The organism is Actinomadura rifamycini DSM 43936, from assembly GCF_000425065.1.
Lineage (GTDB): Bacteria > Actinomycetota > Actinomycetes > Streptosporangiales > Streptosporangiaceae > Spirillospora > Spirillospora rifamycini.
In genome coordinates this window covers 64910-81692 of the sequence record NZ_AULB01000019.1, presented here as the reverse complement: position 1 = coordinate 81692, position 16783 = coordinate 64910, and the positions used below count along the sequence as shown (strand labels likewise).

The window sequence follows — 16783 nt, the reverse complement described above, 5'->3', positions numbered from 1 at the left end:
CCCCGGTTGCGACCAGGGGAGGAACCGGCGAACGGGGCCGCTCGGTAAACTGACGCCGTCCAGCGACCTCCGGGGGCCAGGTGCCAGCACACGACAAGTCCCATGACGAACGACGCCGCGCCACGCTCGCCGCGGTGGCTCCGGGCACCCAGATCCGGGACGGCCTGGAGCGCATCCTGCGGGGCCACACGGGCGCGCTGATCGTGCTCGGCTACGACGATCTGGTCGCCGAGCTGTGCTCCGGCGGCTTCGAGCTCGACGTCGAGTTCTCCGCCACCCGCCTGCGGGAACTCGCGAAGATGGACGGCGCGATCGTGCTGGGCACCGGCAACAGCCGGATCGTGCGGGCCGCCGTCCACCTCGTCCCGGACTCGACGATCCCCACCGAGGAGTCGGGCACCCGGCACCGCACCGCCGAGCGCGTCGCCCGCCAGACCGGCCACCCGGTCATCTCCGTCAGCCAGTCGATGCACATCATCGCGCTGTACCTGGACGGCATCCGCTACGTCCTGGAGGACTCCGCGGCCATCCTGTCCAAGGCCAACCAGGCCCTCGCGACGCTCGAGCGGTACAAGCTGCGGCTCGACGAGGTGTCCGGGACGCTGTCGGCCCTCGAGATCGAGGACCTCGTCACCGTCCGGGACGTCAGCGCGGTCGTGCAGCGCCTCGAGATGGTGCGCCGCATCGCCGACGAGATCGAGGGCTACGTCGTCGAGCTGGGCACGGACGGCCGGCTGCTGTCCCTCCAGCTGGACGAGCTGGTGTCGGGCGTCGACGTCGACCGGGAGCTGATCGTCCGCGACTACCCGTCCGACGACACCCGGGCCCGCGGCGTCGACGCGATCCTCGCGGCGCTGGACGTCCTGTCCGCGAACGAGCTCCTCGACCTGTCCACGGTCGCCGAGGTGATGGGCTTCGCGGGCCCCGACGCCCTCGACCTGCCCGTCAGCCCGAAGGGGTTCCGGCTGCTCGCGAAGGTGCCGCGGCTGCCGAGCATGGTCGTCGAGCGGCTCGTCGAGCACTTCGGCGGCCTGCAGAAGCTCCTCGCCGCCAGCATCGACGACCTCCAGGCCGTCGGCGGCGTCGGCGAGTCGCGCGCCCGCAGCGTCCGCGAGGGCCTGTCCCGGCTCGCCGAGTCGTCGATCCTCGAACGGTACGTCTGATCAGCCGAGCCGGAACACCTGCCGCTTCCCCTTGCCGCCGTGCAGGTGGGCGACGTACGTCCCGGCCCGGGCGGCGTCCCCGCCGCAGCCGCGCCGCCGGTCCCACACGATCTCCCGGACGTACGGGACGCCCCGCCGCAGCGACTCCCGCGCCGCGTCCCCGCCGCGGCATTCGGCGGACGACCAGATCCGGTCGTCGCCCGACGTGATCCGCAGGTCCAGCGAACCGGGGTCGAACCGGCACGTGTTCTCGGCCGTGTTCACGACCGTCACCCGGAACGCCGGCCGCTTCCCGCCCGCGTAGCGCTCGTCCGCGGCGCCGAGCGTGACGACGACGTCGTCGTCCCTGCACGCGGCGCCGTCCTCCCCGGGCGCCGGGGTCGTCGTCACGGTCACGGTGACGGTCGGCATCGCGGTCGGCGGGGGCGGCGGCGTGGCCGCCTCGGCGACCGTCCGGCTCACCGGCTCCTCGGACGCCCCCCGCACGCACCCCCAGGCCAGGACGGCCACCGCGCCGAGCACCCCGGCGAGCGCGAGGACGCGCCGCCGCCAGTACCGCCCGCCGTCACCGTCCGTGTCGACATCCATGCGGTCAGTATGCAACCGGGTCGGGCGGGACGGGCGCAGACCCGCCGCGTGCCACAATGGCCGTCCGCCATGACCTCACACACCGACGCGAGACACACCGACGCGAGTTGCACCGACGCGATCATCGCCTGGTACGACGTCCACGCCCGCGACCTGCCGTGGCGGGCGGACGACGCGACCCCGTGGGGCGTGCTGGTCAGCGAGATCATGCTCCAGCAGACGCCCGTCGCGCGCGTCCTGCCCGTCTGGCGCGCCTGGCTGGACCGCTGGCCGACGCCCGCCGCGCTCGCCGCCGAGCCGTCCGGCGAGGCCGTCCGCGCGTGGGGCCGGCTCGGCTACCCGCGCCGCGCGCTGCGGCTGCACGGGGCCGCCCGCGCGATCGTCGAGCGGCACGGCGGCGCGGTGCCCGCGGCGCACGCCGACCTGCTGGCCCTGCCGGGCATCGGCGCCTACACGGCCGCCGCCGTCGCCAGCTTCGCGTTCGGGCAGCGGCACGCCGTCCTCGACACGAACGTCCGCCGCGTCCTGTCCCGCCTGGTGTCGGGGGCCGAGTACCCGCCGAAGTCGCAGACGACGGCGGAGGTGCGGCTCGCCGAGTCCCTGCTGCCGCCGGACGCGCCGACCGCCGCCCGCTGGGCCGTCGCCGTCATGGAGCTGGGCGCGCTGGTCTGCACGGCCCGCTCGCCGCGCTGCGTCGACTGCCCCGTCCTGGACCGCTGCCGCTGGCACCGCGACGGCCGCCCCGCCTACGACGGCCCGCCGCGCCGCGGCCAGACCTACGCGGGCACCGACCGGCAGTGCCGCGGCCGGCTCCTCGCCGTCCTGCGCGACGCCGACGGGCCGGTCGAGAAGCCGGCGCTGGACGCCGTCTGGTCCGACGCCGTCCAGCGGGAGCGGGCCCTGGACGCGCTCGTCGCGGACGGCCTCGTCGACCCCCTCGACGACGGCCGCTACGCCCTCCCGGCCTGAATAACCGGTCGCACGCCGGCGCGTCCGGACCGTAGCGTGCGGCGGGTGCGCGATCTTCTGACCCTGCCCAAGGCCCACCTGCACGTCCACCTCGAGAGCACCGTGCGGTGGGGGACCCTCCGCGAGATCGGCGCCGCCAACGGCGTCCGGGTGCCCGACCGGGTGGGCGCGTTCGGCGGGTTCGACGCGTTCTTCGCGCAGAACGACCTGGTCCGCGCGTGCCTGCGGCGCCCGGACGACTTCCGCCGCGTCGCCTACGAGTTCTGCGCCGACGAGGCCGCCCAGGGGACCCGCTACGCCGAGCCGTCCTTCACCGCCGCCGCGCACGGCGAGCGCCTCGGCGACCTCGGCATGCCGCTCGCGGCCGTCCTGGAGGGCCTCGACGCCGGACGCGCCGACTTCGGCGTCGAGTGCCGCCTGCTGCTCGACCACTCCCGCCGCCGGCCCGTCGAGCGCGCGTGGCGCACCCTCGACCTGGCCCGCCGCCACGACGGGGTCGTCGCGGTCGGCCTCGCGGGCGACGAGTCGCACCCGGGCGACCCGTTCGCGGACGTCTTCGCGGCGGCCCGCGACGCCGGGCTCCACGTCGTGCACCACGCGGGCGAGGGCGAGGGCCCGGCGAGCATCCGCCAGGCGCTCGGCCCGGGCCGCACCGAGCGCCTCGGCCACGGCATCCGCGTGCTGGACGACCCCGACCTCGTCGCCGAGGTCCGCGAGCGCCGCGTCCCGCTGGAGGTGTGCCCGACGTCCAACGTCGCCCTCGGCTTCGCCCCGTCCCTCGCCGAGCACCCGCTGCCGCGCCTCCGCGACGCCGGTCTCCTCGTCACCGTCAACACCGACATCCCCGCGCTGATCGACACCCCGCTGGCCGCCGAGTACGCGCACGTCCGCGACGCGTTCGGCTACGACGACGGCGCCCTCGCCGACCTCGCCCGCGCCTCCGTCGACGCGTCCTTCGCCCCGCCCACCACGAAGACCCGCCTGCGGTCCGAGATCACCGCCTGGCTGGCCGCCACCTGACCCCGGCACGGCCGGGTCGGGCGGCGGCGCGGCCGGGTCAGGCGGCGGGGCAGGAGGTGCCGGGGGCGGGGACCTCCAGGTCGATGAGGTAGCGGTCGACCGTCCCCCGCATGCAGGCGCCGCGGTCGTAGCTGCCGTGGCCCGCGCCCTCGTAGCTGAGGAGGACGCCCTCGCGGCCGAGCTGCCGCGCCGCGTTCGTCGCCCAGTTGTACCCGGACGCCGGGTCGTGCCGGGCGTTCGCCAGCAGGATCGGCGTCCGCAGGCCGCGGACGTCCAGGCGGTGCTGCGGGTTCGCGACCGGCCGCGGGGAGCCGAGGCACGCGGCCACGGCCTGGACGGGCCGCGTGTACGTCATGTCGGGCGCGACCTTCGCCACCCGGCGCATCAGCCGCTCCCAGTGCGCGTGGTCGCGGACGGGGAGGCTCCAGTCGGAGCAGAAGACGCCCGTGAACGGGTCCGCGGCGGTGGGGCCGCCTGCGGCCTTGGCGGCGGGCGGTTCCTTCCCCGCGTCGAGGTCCGCGATCGTCCGGGCCAGTTCGCCCCAGTCGGGCCCGTAGAAGGCGCGGAAGGCGATGTGGACGAGGGCCGGTTCCGACAGGCCGTCCAGGTCGCCTCGGCGCGCGCGCTCCCGCAGGTCTCGCCAGACGGCGCGGACGTCTCGTCCGTGCAAGGCGCAGTCGGAGGTGCGGTCACACCACTTGACGAACTCGTCGAACGAGTCCTGGGCCGCCCAGGCTTGGGACGTCAGGAACGATCGGGCGTCGCGGCGGCTGTGGTCGACGACGCTTTCGAGGACCATCGCGCGGACGCGCCCGGGGTACGCCTCGGCGTACTGCTCGCCGAGGAGCGTCCCGTAGGAGCTGCCGTGGAAGGTCAGCCGGGACTCGCCGAGCGCCCTCCGGATCGCGTCGAGGTCCTTGACCGTGCTGAGCGTGTCGGCGTTGTCGTAGATCGGGCCGGAATGCTCGGTGCAGTCCTCGCGGGCCCGCGCGTTGTAGGCGACCGTCTCCGCGAAGTCCTCCGGGCTCGCCATCACCGGGGACGGGCGCGCCCCCAGCACCTCCGTCGAGCACCGGATGGGCGCGCTGGCCCCCACGCCCCGGGGGTCGAAGCTGACGATGTCGAACCGCCGCTGGACGTCCTCACTGAACCGGTCGATACCGTCCACGACGCGGTGAACGCCCGAATCGCCCGGCCCGCCGGGCCCGAAGACGAGCGTGCCGATGCGGGCGCCCGGGTCGCGGGCCGTGCGGCGCGCGACGGCGAGCTCGAACGCGGCGCCGTCCGGGTCGTCCCAGTCGACCGGGAGCGCGAGGGTGCCGCACTGGGCGCCGCCGTCGTCGCCGCAGGCCGTCCAGGTGATGCGGGGGGCGGGCGGGGGCCCGACAGTGGACGCCGCGGACGCCGCGGACGCCGCGGGCGCGGCGGCCGCGATCGCGAGCCCCGCGGCGGCCGCGGCGGTCCAGGCGGCCCGCCTGTTCTTGCGCAGCATGAAATCCATGCCCTTCGCGTGGGAGAGCCGCCCGACGGGGACGGCGCCGGTCCTCAGGACCTCGATCACGCTAGGTCCGGGTCCGCCGCCGGGACAGGGGGTTCAGGGTCGATTCAGGGTGCGGCCAGGGGCGCCTCAGGGGCGGCCGGCAGGCACCGCCGCCTTCCCGGGGCCCGCCGCCGTCAGCGCTTCCCCTCGCCCTTCTCCTCGCGCTTCTCATGCGGGACGCGCAGGACGAAGCGGGCGCCGCGGGCGCTGTCCTCGATCGTCAGGTCGCCGCCGTGCGCCCGCGCGATCTCGCGGGCGATCGGGAGGCCGAGGCCCGTGCCGCCGGCGTCCCGCTGCCGGCCCGCCTGGAGGCGCGCGAACCGCTCGAAGACCTTCTCCCGGTCCTGCACGGTGATGCCCGCGCCGTCGTCCAGGACCTCCAGGCACGCCTCCCCGTCCGCGTGCCAGACGCTCACGTCGATGCGGGACTCCGCGTGCCGCTCGGCGTTGTCGAGGAGGTTCGTGAAGAGCCGGACGAGCCGCAGCCGGTCGCCGCGCACCGTGACGTCGTCCAGGATGTGCGGGACGACCTGCTTGGAGCGTTCCGACCGGGCCAGCTCGATCGTGACCATCGCGCCCAGGTCGACGATCTCGTCGCCGCGCCACGCGGTGGCGTCCAGGCGCGCGAGCTCCAGGAGGTCCGTGACGATCGCCTGCAGCCGGTCGAGGTTCTGCAGCACCGTCCGTCCCGCCTGCGGCCAGTCGACCTCGTCCGGGTACATGAGCGCCTCCTCCATCTGCGCGCGCGCCGCCGCGATGGGGCTGCGCAGATCGTGGGACGCGTCGGAGGTGAAGCTGCGCTGCCGTTCGAGGGCGGCGTCGAGCCGGTCCAGGGTCGCGTTGACGGCCTCCGCGAGCCGCCGCACCTCGTCCCGGTTCTCCGGCACCGTGACGCGGCGGCCCGACTTCTTCGCGGTGATCTCCGTCAGCTCGGCGCGGATGGCGTCCACCGGGACGAGCGTGCGGTCCACGGTCCCCCACGTCCGCAGGCACGCCAGCAGGGTGACGAGCACCGACAGGCTCAGCAGCACGGTGACGAGGCTGCTGTTCACGTACCAGGGCGTCGACGGGGCGGCCGCGTAGACGATCCAGTCGCCCCGGGGGTCGAAGACGCGGAACGCCAGCACGTCCATGCAGCTCGCGAAGCCCGCCGGGGGACACAGCTCGCGGACGGCGTAGACACTCGAACGCTCCGGGACGAACCGGGCCATCCGCCCCTTGCCCTCCAGTTCGGGCGTGGTCGCGACGATGCGGCCGCGGGCGTCCAGCACCTGGATGGAGACGTCCCGCGGCGACCCCGGCCGGGGCGGCACATCCCCCTGCCTGACGAAGAAGACCATCTGCAGCGCCGCCGCACCGGCCTGCTGGCGCCGGTAGTCCCCCGCCCGATCGCGCACCCCGATGATGATCAGCGTGGTGAGGATCGCGCAGATGAGGACGGTGACCGTCCCGGCAATGACGGTCATCCGCACCCGTATGGACCATGTGCGCCGTCCGTACACCCGAACCCCCCGGTGGGGAGGTAATCACCCGCACAGCCGGTTCCAGTCCTCCGGACGGGCGTTCCGCGGCAAAGGAACGAGAAAGAACCGGTTACCCGAAGCGGGCGGTGACCTGCGATTTCACCGTCGCGGCCCCCGTGCGGCGCGCCCCGCTGTCTAGCATCGGGCCCATGGAACTGCGCCAGCTCGAGTACTTCGTCGCGGTCACCGAGGAGGCCGGTTTCACCCGGGCCGCGGCCCGGCTGCACGTCGCGCAGCCGGGCGTCAGCGCCCAGATCCGGCAGCTCGAACGCGAGCTGGGGCAGCCGCTGTTCGACCGGTCCGGCCGGACCGTCCGGCTCACCGAGGCGGGCGAGCTCGTGCTCCCCTACGCGCGCGCCGCCCTCGCCGCCGTCCACGGGGCGCGCCGCTCCGTGGACGAGCTGACGGGCCTGCTGCGCGGGCACGTCACCATCGGGACGTTCGACTGGGTCGCGGCCCTCGACCTCCCGGGCATGCTCGCCGACTTCCACCGCGACCACCCGAACGTGGAGATCACGGTCACCCAGCACGACTCCGCGACGCTCGCCGACCGGCTGCGCGCCGGACTCGTCGACCTCGCGTTCCTCAGCATCGGCGACGAACCGCCCGAAGGGCTCGCGACCGAGCTCGTCTTCGAGCAGGACCTCGTCGCCGCGGCCGCCCCCGGCCACCCGCTGGCCGCCCGCGCCACCACCACCCTGCGCGGCCTCGCCGAGCACGCCCTGATCAGCCTGCCGCGCGGGACGGGCGTCCGCGCCGTCCTCGACCGCGCGTGCGCCGCCGCCGGGCTCCGGCCCCGCGTCGCGTTCGAGGCCGGCGAACCGCCCGTCCTCGCCGAACTCGCCGCCCGCGGCCTCGGCGTCGCCGTCGTCCCCGAGTCGGCCGCGCGGGCGTTCGCCGACGGCCTGCACGTCCTGCCGATCGTCCGGCCCCGGCTCCGCGGGCGCGTCGTGCTCGCCTGGCGCGCCGAAGGCCCGCGCAGCCCCGCCGCGCGCGCCCTCACCGCCCGCGCGCGCGAGCTCCCCGCGTCCGGACGTCCGTCCGGCTGATCAGGCCGCCGCCCCGCTCCCGGCGGCCGCCATGACCTCCCGCCACACGTCCGGCCGGTCGGTGATCACGCCGTCCACCCCGAGGCCGAGCGCCTTCCGCATGCCCTTCGCGTCGTTGACCGTCCAGGTCAGCACGTCCATGCCGGCGGCGTGCACCTTGTCGACGTACGCGGCGGTCAGGTCGCGGTGGTCCGGATTGACCTGGTCGGCGTACGCGGCGTGCCCGCGCAGCGCCGACGCCTTCGGCCGGCCGATCAGCGCGGTGGACGCCCCCGGCATGATCGCGTCGAAGCGGCGCACGGACGCCCAGTCGAACGACTGCACGACCAGCCGCCGCGGGTCCGGGCTCGTCCAGTAGGCGTCGGCCCGCAGCGCCTCGGCGACGCGCCTCTCCACCCCCGGGTACTTCGCCGGGTCCTTGAGCTCGACCAGCATCCCCAGGCCGCTCCCGCGCATCTCCCGCATCGCCTCCGTGAGCGTCGGGACCCGCTCCCCCGCGTAGCGCTTGCCGAACCAGGAGCCCGCGTCCAGGCGCTTCACCTCCGCCAAAGTGAAGTCGGAGACCTTCCACGGCTTCCGCTCCGGGAAGACGTCCTCCACGTCCGTCGTCCGCGCGAGCGTGGAATCGTGCAGCAGGACGAGCGCGTGGTCCTTCGTCTCCTGGACGTCGACCTCGACCATGTCCGCGCCCATGCGCGCCGCCGCCCGGAACGCCGCCAGGGTGTTCTCCGGCGCCGCGCCGGACGCCCCGCGGTGCGCCACGCCGACCGGCTCGTCCTCGACGAGCACCTCCGGCACCGCCCAGACGTCGCCGGCGCCGCGCGGGCGCGGCTCCGGGGCGCCGGGCTGGGAGAGAGGCGGGCGCGGTTCCGCCTCCGCGTGCGCCGCGGGTCCGATGACCACCGCCGCGGACATGACCGCGGTGGCCACCAGACGCTTCCGTCCGAACATCTTCACCTCGCGAAGCCGGAGCCGACTCGTCCGCTTCGACACTGGGCCCGCAGCATGACCGCAACGTGACGAACGGGTAGCGGAACGTGTACGTACAGTGACGATACGCATCGGCTTCGCGAGACACGAGAGCAACACGGTGCGCGGCGCACACCGAGATCAGTCGGTTTCCCCGGCCTCCGAACGGGCCCGCGACGTCCGGTTCACCAGCACGAACGCGCCCCGCAGCACCCGCCTCCCGCGCCGCCGCCCCGGCTGCTCCGGCACGTCCGGCGGGCGCGGCACCGCGAGCCGCGTCGGACGCGACCGTCCACGCAGCGTCACCGGCTTGCCGAGGTCCCAGTGCCCCGCCTCCACCAGGTGCGCCAGGCCCAGCACCGTCCCCGACGCCAGCACCCGCCGCGGCGACACCTTCGCCAGATCGCTCAGCCGGGCCGCCTCGTTCACCGGATCACCGATCACCGTGTACTCGAACCGCTGCTCCGCGCCGATGTACCCCGCGACGACCTGCCCCGCCGACACCCCGATCCCCGCGTCCAGCTCCGGCACGTCCGCCCGCAGCCGCACCGCGAGCTCCCGCGCCGCGCCGAGCGCCCCGCCCGCCGCGTCCTCCAGCTCGCTCGGCGCCCCGAAGATCGCGAGCGCCGCGTCCCCCTCGAACTTGTTGATCCAGCCCCCGTGCGCCGCCACCACCGACACCACGACGCCGAAGAACCGGTTGAGCAGCCCCACCACCTCGTCCGGCCCCCGCGTCTCCGCGAGCCGCGTCGACCCCGCCAGATCGACGAACAGCACCGCGACCTCCCGCACCTCGCCCCCCAGCGTGATGTCACCGCGTTCGAGCGCGAGGTCCGCGACCTCCTCCCCGACGTGCCGGCCGAACAGGTCCCGGAGCCGCTCGTGCTCCCGCAGCCCCGCCACCATGTGGTTGAACCCCGCCTGCAGCTGACCGACCTCGCTCGCGTCGTACACCGGGACGACCGCCTGCAGATCGCCCCGCTCCACGTACGCCATCCCCGTCCGCACGGACTTGATCGGGTCCGCGATCGCCCGCGTCGCCATGTACGTCACGTACATCCCGGCGAACAGCGCCGCGCCGCCCAGCCCCAGGATCGAGATCGCCAGCCGCGTCACGTCGATGTCCGGCGCCGCCAGCGCCGCGATCGCCACGCAGATCAGCCCGAACACCGGGATCGCCGTCCCGAGCGCCCACGCCAGCATCACCCGCGTCGTCACGCCCGGCAGCCGGAACCGCCGCGGCGGCTCCGCCGCCAGCACCAGCGCCGCCGCCGGCCGCAGCAGCCGCTCCGACAGCAGGTACACGATCGTGCACGTCGTCGCCGCGCCCAGCAGGCACGTCAGCCCCGTCTTCACCGCGAGCCGTCCGGTGAACAGCAGCAGGTCCAGCACCGCCCACCCGGCGGCGCCCACCGCCCACATGCCCCCGACCAGCAGCGTCAGCCGCAGCGGCCCCAGCAGCACCGCCCGCTTCTGCTCGCGGTCGGGCGGCCCGCCGTCCCGCACCAGCCGCACCACGGGCCGCCACAGCCACAGCCCCAGCACCAGCGCCCCCGGAACGGCGAAGACCGGATAGCTGAAGAACGCCACCGCGTTCACGAGATGCACGTGGTCCGGATCGTCCAGCGGCGGATCGGGCACCACGAACGTCGCGAACAGCAGCACCACGAGACCGCCCACCGCATTCGCGACGCCCACCACCACCAGCAGGACCCACCGCACGCGGATCTCCAGCATGCTCCTGCGGCTCACCTGGGCCTCCCCGGACGTCCGTCCGGATCATCCCACGCCGCTCTCCTCCGCGGGCACCGGCGCCGCCACCCGGCCCGACGACCGCCGCACGAACGCCCACCCGGCGGCGATCACCACCGCCCACGCGGCCATCACGTACAGCGCCACCCGCGCGTCCGCGTCCCACGCGATCGTCGCGACCACGAACGCGAAGAACCCCAGCACCGCCCAGTTCGAGTACGGCGACCACGGCATCCGGTACGCCGACCGCCGCACCACCCGCCGCCGGTAGACCAGATGCGCCACCACGATCACCGACCACACCAGGATGATCCCGCCCGTCGAAACCGACGTGATGTACGCGAACGCCTTCTCCGGCGCGACCGCGTTCACGATGACGCCCACCCCCATCACCAGCGCCGAGACGACGACCGTCAGCACCGGCACCCCGCGCCCGTTCAACCGCGCCAGAACCCGCGGCCCGTCCCCGTTCACCCCCGTCGTCCGCAGCATCCGCGACGTCGAGTACAGCCCGCCCGCGTTGCACGACGACAGCGCCGCCGTCAGCACCACGAAGTTGACGATGTCCCCGCCGCCCGGAATCCCGATCCGGTCGAACGCGAGCACGAACGGGCTCGCGCCCCCCTTGAACGCCGTCCAGGGCACCACCGCCAGGATCACCAGGAGCGACCCCAGGTAGAACAGCGCGAACCGCACCGGCAGCGCGTTGATCGCCCGCGGGATGTTCCGCTCCGGGTCCTTCGCCTCGCTCGCCGTCACCCCGACCAACTCGACGCCCAGGTACGCGAACACCACCATCTGCAACGTCATCAGCATCGCGCCGCCGCCCTCGGGGAAGAACCCCCCGTGCGCCCACAGGTTCGACACCCCCGCCGTCGCCCCCGCGTCCCCGAACCCGAAGGCGAGCACGCCCACCCCCACGAGGATCATCATCACGATCGCCGCGACCTTGACCATCGCGAACCAGAACTCCAGCTCCCCGAAGAGCTTCACCGAGATCAGGTTGACCGCGAACAGCACGAGCAGCGCCACCAGAGCCGTCTGCCACTGCTCGACCCCGGGCCACCACTTCTGCACGTACTGCCCCGCCGCCGTCAGCTCCGCCATCCCCGTCGTGACCCAGATGATCCAGTACGTCCAGGTCGTCGCGTACCCCCAGAACGGCCCCAGGAACTCGCGCGCGTACCCCGCGAATCCCCCCTCCGTCCGCCGGTGCGTCAACAGCTCCCCCAGCGCCCGCATGACGAAGAACAGCATCAACCCCGCGAACGCGTACGCCACCACGAGGCTCGGCCCCGCCTTCGCGATGTTCGCCCCCGCCCCGAGGAACAGCCCCGTCCCGATCGTCCCGCCGATCGCCAGCATCTGGATCTGCCGCGTCCCCAGCCCCCGCTGGTACCCCCCGCCGTCGGCCAACCCCCCACCCCTCTCGTCCGGCGCGCGCCCCCGCGGCACGAACCCCCGGAGCAGCATCCCCACCACGCGCCCCCGCACTCCCGAGAACCGAGTTGGCGCCACCCTCGGGCATCGCGTATGCTCTCGGACGTCGCCAAGAGCCGGGAACACCGGCCAAGACACACCGCCCGAGCCACTAGGCTCAGGCAAGCAAGGTCCTGTGGAGCAGTTAGGAGTGCTCGCCACCCTGTCAAGGTGGAGGCCGCGGGTTCAAATCCCGTCAGGACCGCCAGACGTGCGAAAGCACGTCATGGGCAGGTAGCTCAGTCGGTACGAGCGTCCGCCTGAAAAGCGGAAGGTCGGCGGTTCGACCCCGCCCCTGCCCACATCAATGACCAGCAAAAGGCCCGGAACCTGATCAGGTTCCGGGCCTTTTGACAGCAGTAGCGACAGCAACGGCGTCAGCCGAGCGCATCCCCCAGCTTCCGAAGCGCCGCCCGCTTCTCGTCCAGCGCCGCGTGAGCGTAGATCGTCATCGTGACCTCGATGTCGCTGTGCCCGACGATCTCCCGCACGATGTGAGGCGGAACACCGAGGTCCAGGAGCAGCGAGACGCAGGTGTGCCGCATGTCGTGGAAGCGCATCGAGTCCAGCCCCGCGGCCTCACGGATGCGGTACCAGCTACGCCGGAGGTTGTCCGGCTCCGTGGGCGTCCCAAGGTGGGACGGCGTGCTGGAGAAGATGCTTCCCGGCTGGACGGCCGCGCAACTGGTCGAGCAGTGCCCGCCGGAGGAGTCCAACCAGCCATCGAGCAGCCCCGATGAGCCCATGGCACCCGACGTCGCCCAACTTCTCGCCAACATCGAGCACCGCATCAACGCGCCCAGACCCGCGAGATCAGTTGGGGTGCGGCGTCCAGGGCGATCCCGGCCGCCAGGGTTAGACTCGCCGGGGCGACCACCACGCGAACCATGTCCAGCGGCCACGCCCAGGACCACGGCCGCCGACTCCTCGAACTCCAGCGCGAACGCCGCCTCAACGACGCCGAGATCACCGAGCTTGCCGGCCTCTCCTGCCACGTCGTCGAACTGGTGAAGCGGATCAATCTGGAGATCGACGAGGACGGCGAGGCGCACATCGAATACCGCTTCGACCTGCTGAACCTGGGCGACAAGCCCCAGGCGCGCATGACGCGTGAAGTTTGGTTCGAGCACACCACCGGCCCCCTGGTCGTCAAGCCCGTTGCCGACAGGTCGAGGGCTACTTCGTCATGGCCCGCTGCGTCCGTGTGCCGAATACGTGCTCCTCGCCCTCTCCTCAACGCCCCGACGGTGATCGCAGTACGAGCGACAGGGAAACTGCCGGTCAGTGTAAATTGTCGAGATTGTTCCTATTGTGCGTTATATCCCTCGGCGGCCCCGCTGAGCAGCCTCTACCGCACGTCGGCGCCACCTATCGACTGAAGGTGGACGCACGGCCAAAGGACGTCGGCAGGCAGCCCTGCTTCTGGCACACTGCGAACCGTTCGACACCGAGCAAAGAGCTATGTAGAGGGGCACGGTTGACCTTTTCCTAGATATCGGTCAGGTCATTACTGGTGGGCTGCCCCTCTCTAAGCCCACAACGAGGCACGGTTCGGTCGCACTGGCGACGGTCCACGGCGTTCTGGAAGGAATCGATGGCGGAGAAGCTGGCCGGTCCATACCCCGTTGCCCATTTGCACCGTGCGGTGCAGTTGGAGATCTCGGCGATCCTCCATAGCGACATGACGAATGCCGAGAAGGTATCCCTGCGTGAGGGCCGGCTCGTTAAGCAGTCCGGTGCCGAACGTGAGTACCTGTTCGTCTGCAAGGGGTGGAAGGAAGGTTTCGGCAGCAAGGACCTCCTGATCCGGACGACTCGCTCCCGCGACCCGTGGGCACGCGCCGAAGCGGCACGATCGCCGGACGGAAAAATCCGGGTGACCACCGAGGCCGACTTGGGCGCTCAGCCGGTGAGCGCGCAGTTGGTCGAGGACGACACCCCGAGCCTCGTGGCACTGATCGAGCGTCTGGAACAGGTGGGCACCGGCGCACCGGCGATGAATCTCACCGCGGCGGGGTGGCTGGTCGATCAGGGCAAGCCGAAAGTCGGCCGGTGTACCGACACGGACCGATTCGTCCCGGGGTATCGGGAACGCCGGCTGAACACTCGGCAGCGAAAGGCCGTGGAGCAGGCGCTCGGCAGCGAGCTGACCTTCGTCTGGGGACCGCCGGGCACCGGGAAGACCGAAGTGGTCGCGAGCATCGTCGAGGGCTGCTACCGGCAGGGCCTACGCGTGCTCTTCCTGGCGCCCACGCACGTGGCGGTCGACCAGGCGCTGCTGCGGATGTGCGACCTGCTGTCCGGTGAACCCGACTTCGGGTCGGGGTTGGTACAGCGTGCCGGAGACATCGCCGTGGCGGCACTCGCCGCGAAGTACGGGCAGCAGATCGACCGGAGCCGCATCGCCGACAGGCTGGTCGGCGAGCTGGACGCCGAGATCGCGCGGGTCACGTCGGAACTCGTGGCGACCCGCGGAAGCATCGCCCACCATGAGGAGGCGGCGCGCGCCACCACCGAACGCCATGAACTCGGACGACGGCTGGTGGCCGCCAACCAGTCCGTCTTCGATGCCGAAGAGGGGATGAACGCCGCCGCCGGGCAGATCAGATGGGTCCAGGAGCAGATGGCCCGCATCGGCGTCCCTTCCGGAATGTTCGCCCAACGCAAGCAGGCGAAACTGGATGCGCTCGACAACGAGCTGTACCACCACCGCCTCGCCTTGGAGACCTGCCAGCGACGGCTCGGAGCCGCTCAGGCGGACTTTCGGAGTTGCGAAGCCGAACTTGCCGCCGTCGACGCGGCCTTGCCGGGCATCCTGGCCCGAGTGCAGGGGCTGCCTCCGGTGGCGCGGCTGCGAGAGGACGCCTCCCTGCTGCAGGGGCGGCTGGACGACCTGCAGAAGGAGCGCCAGAAGATCGCGGACACGGTGCGGAGCCGCTGCCGGGTGCTGGGCACGACGGTGGCCAAGGCGGTGCAGACGCGGCGGCTGATGGACGAAGCCGATGTCGTGGTCATCGACGAGGCGGGCATGGTGAACCTGCCGTCCGCCTGGTACACGGCGGGCCTGGCCCGCAAGCGGGTCGTGCTGGCCGGCGACTTCCGGCAGTTGCCCGCCGTCACACGCGGTTCGAACAACCGCAAGGCACCGGCCGAGGACGTTGAGCACTCGCGGCTGTGGATGGACCGGGACGCGTTCCATGCCGCCGGGCTCGTCGATCCGCAGGGCGGTGCCCGCGCCGGCGACTCCAGGATGGTCGCGCTCAACGAGCAGTACCGCATGCGCCGGGCGGTCTGTGCGGTGGTGAACGAGGTCGCCTATCCGGACGCGCCACTGCTGACGGGCCGGGAGGAGGCGACTCGGCTGCCGCCCTCGCCCCTGCTCGACAGTCCGCTGGTGCTGGTCGACACCTCCAACCGGGTTCCGGACCGGGGAAGAAGGAATGCCCACACCACCAACGCCGTCCATGAAGCCGTGATCCACGAGCTGATCCGAGGTCTGCAGTACGACTCGGTTCTGCCCGCCCGCAAGCACACCGGGCACGCTGAAGGGGAAGCACCGGCCGACCGGCTCGCCGTCATCTGCCCCTACAAGAACCAGAAGAAGGCACTGACCACGAGCTTGACCCACCGCTTTGGCGAGACCTACGACGGTGTGGTGGACACCGTCCACCGCTTCCAGGGCAGCCAGCGTCCGCTCGTGGTGATCGATACCGTCGCGGGAGCCGGCGACCGGCTCGGCTACTTCTACGAGGGCGTCGGGCTGTCTTCGGCCACCTGCCGGTTGCTGAACGTCGCGCTCAGCCGCGCGCAGGACCACCTGGTTCTGGTCGCCAACACCGAGTTCATGCACCGCGGGCTCAGCCCCGCGGGCGAGGCCGCCCGGATGCTCGGATACTTCGAGAAGCACGCCCAGCGGCTCCCGGTCGAGGAACTCGTCCCGGTGCGCAGCGCAGCCGACCTGAGCGGCCTGCCCCCGGAAGAACTGGCGCGGCCCGCGTTCTTCCCGGCCGACGAGGTCTCTCGCGCCGTCGAATGGGACATCGCGCACGCCCGCCGCAGCATCGACATCTACTGCGCCTTCCTGGCCGCGAAGCCGGTGAGGTACTGGCTCCGGCGTCTCGAGCCGCGGATCGCCGCCGGCACGCGTGTCACCGTCCACACCCGGCAGCACGAACCCGGCACGAAGGAGGCCGATCTCGTCTCGACGCTGCGGTCGGCCGGCTGCCTGATCGAAGCCCGCGAGCGCATGCACGAAAAGGTTTTGATCATCGACGACACCGTCCTCTGGCACGGCTCCCTGAACCTGCTGGCCCACGGCGGGTCGACCGATCTGATGATGCGGATCACCGACCGGACGTCCTGCGAGCGCGTGCGGCACATCGTCGACCGCGCCCGCATGGACCGGCCCGCCCGTCCGTGGCCTCCGGCGCCCCGCCGATCCGCGAAGGCGGCAGACGGGATCTCCCCTGGCGACGTCGTCGACGGCCGCCTGTACCTGTGCGTTCCGTACGGGGAGAAGGACGAGGCCAAGCGTCTGGTGCAGGCGAAGTGGGACCCCAAGCGCCAACTCTGGCATGTCGCGGCGAGCGTCCCAAGGACCCGTCTGAGCCGCTGGCTTCCCCGAGACACGTGACGCGCCATGGGCCCGGCTCCGGCCGGGGCTTGCCGATCAGCCACACAGCACTCACCGGAGCGTCAGCCTGAAGGCCGCTTTTTGTCACACTGACAAAA

The 16783-nt window shown here is 72.6% G+C and carries 12 protein-coding genes and 2 tRNA genes; 7 read left to right on the top strand and 7 right to left on the bottom strand.

What is annotated here, in order from left to right:
- Positions 1-80 precede the first annotated feature (80 nt).
- Complete coding sequence (gene disA / locus H505_RS0119160; protein ID WP_026403268.1) at positions 81-1163, top strand: DNA integrity scanning diadenylate cyclase DisA; 1083 nt, start codon at positions 81-83, stop codon at positions 1161-1163.
- On the opposite strand, the gene H505_RS42955 is transcribed toward disA, so the two are convergent.
- Positions 1164-1751, bottom strand: a complete 588-nt coding sequence (locus H505_RS42955; protein ID WP_051300884.1) for a hypothetical protein — start codon at positions 1749-1751, stop codon at positions 1164-1166.
- A 69-nt stretch (positions 1752-1820) separates the two neighbouring features.
- Here H505_RS42955 and H505_RS0119150 point away from each other — a divergent pair, with 69 nt between their 5' ends.
- Positions 1821-2720 carry an HhH-GPD family protein gene (locus H505_RS0119150; protein ID WP_051300883.1) on the top strand — a complete coding sequence of 300 codons (900 nt, stop codon included), beginning with the start codon at positions 1821-1823 and terminating at the stop codon, positions 2718-2720.
- 45 nt (positions 2721-2765) lie between these two features.
- Entirely contained in the window at positions 2766-3740 is a 975-nt protein-coding gene (add, locus tag H505_RS0119145) for an adenosine deaminase (RefSeq protein ID WP_026403265.1), read from the top strand.
- A 37-nt stretch (positions 3741-3777) separates the two neighbouring features.
- On the opposite strand, the gene H505_RS0119140 is transcribed toward add, so the two are convergent.
- Together H505_RS0119140 and H505_RS0119135 are read right to left on the bottom strand one after the other, a co-directional pair.
- Positions 3778-5301 (bottom strand): alpha/beta hydrolase, encoded by a 1524-nt coding sequence (locus tag H505_RS0119140; RefSeq protein WP_211238511.1) that lies wholly within the window; start codon positions 5299-5301, stop codon positions 3778-3780.
- A gap of 113 nt (positions 5302-5414) precedes the next feature.
- Positions 5415-6746, bottom strand: coding sequence for a sensor histidine kinase (locus H505_RS0119135; RefSeq protein WP_051300882.1), 1332 nt, complete (start codon positions 6744-6746; stop codon positions 5415-5417).
- A gap of 206 nt (positions 6747-6952) precedes the next feature.
- On the opposite strand from H505_RS0119135, the gene H505_RS0119130 reads away from it, so the two are divergent.
- Positions 6953-7852: a LysR family transcriptional regulator gene (locus tag H505_RS0119130; protein ID WP_026403262.1), complete on the top strand. Its 900-nt coding sequence runs from the start codon at positions 6953-6955 to the stop codon at positions 7850-7852.
- Here the strand turns inward: H505_RS0119130 and H505_RS0119125 are convergent, their stop codons facing one another.
- The 3 genes from H505_RS0119125 to H505_RS42945 all read right to left on the bottom strand — a co-directional run bounded on the left by H505_RS0119125 (position 7853) and on the right by H505_RS42945 (position 11989).
- The gene (locus H505_RS0119125; protein ID WP_158642443.1) at positions 7853-8782 is read right to left on the bottom strand and encodes a glycerophosphodiester phosphodiesterase; all 930 of its coding nucleotides are present in this window, start codon (positions 8780-8782) and stop codon (positions 7853-7855) included. It lies immediately after the preceding gene.
- Positions 8783-8962: 180 nt separating this feature from the next.
- Positions 8963-10573 (bottom strand): adenylate/guanylate cyclase domain-containing protein, encoded by a 1611-nt coding sequence (locus H505_RS52435; RefSeq protein WP_233617993.1) that lies wholly within the window; start codon positions 10571-10573, stop codon positions 8963-8965.
- Between the two features lie 27 nt (positions 10574-10600).
- Positions 10601-11989, bottom strand: a complete 1389-nt coding sequence (locus H505_RS42945; RefSeq protein ID WP_051300881.1) for an amino acid permease — start codon at positions 11987-11989, stop codon at positions 10601-10603.
- 193 nt (positions 11990-12182) lie between these two features.
- Between H505_RS42945 and H505_RS0119110 the strand changes: the two genes are divergently transcribed.
- Positions 12183-12260 (top strand) — tRNA-Asp (locus H505_RS0119110).
- Between the two features lie 20 nt (positions 12261-12280).
- Positions 12281-12354 (top strand) — tRNA-Phe (locus H505_RS0119105).
- A gap of 75 nt (positions 12355-12429) precedes the next feature.
- Here H505_RS0119105 and H505_RS51745 read toward each other — a convergent pair.
- Positions 12430-13182 (bottom strand): site-specific integrase, encoded by a 753-nt coding sequence (locus tag H505_RS51745; protein ID WP_026403260.1) that lies wholly within the window; start codon positions 13180-13182, stop codon positions 12430-12432.
- Positions 13183-13646: 464 nt separating this feature from the next.
- Between H505_RS51745 and H505_RS49050 the strand changes: the two genes are divergently transcribed.
- Positions 13647-16685, top strand: coding sequence for an AAA domain-containing protein (locus H505_RS49050; protein WP_157433056.1), 3039 nt, complete (start codon positions 13647-13649; stop codon positions 16683-16685).
- Positions 16686-16783: the final 98 nt, after the last annotated feature.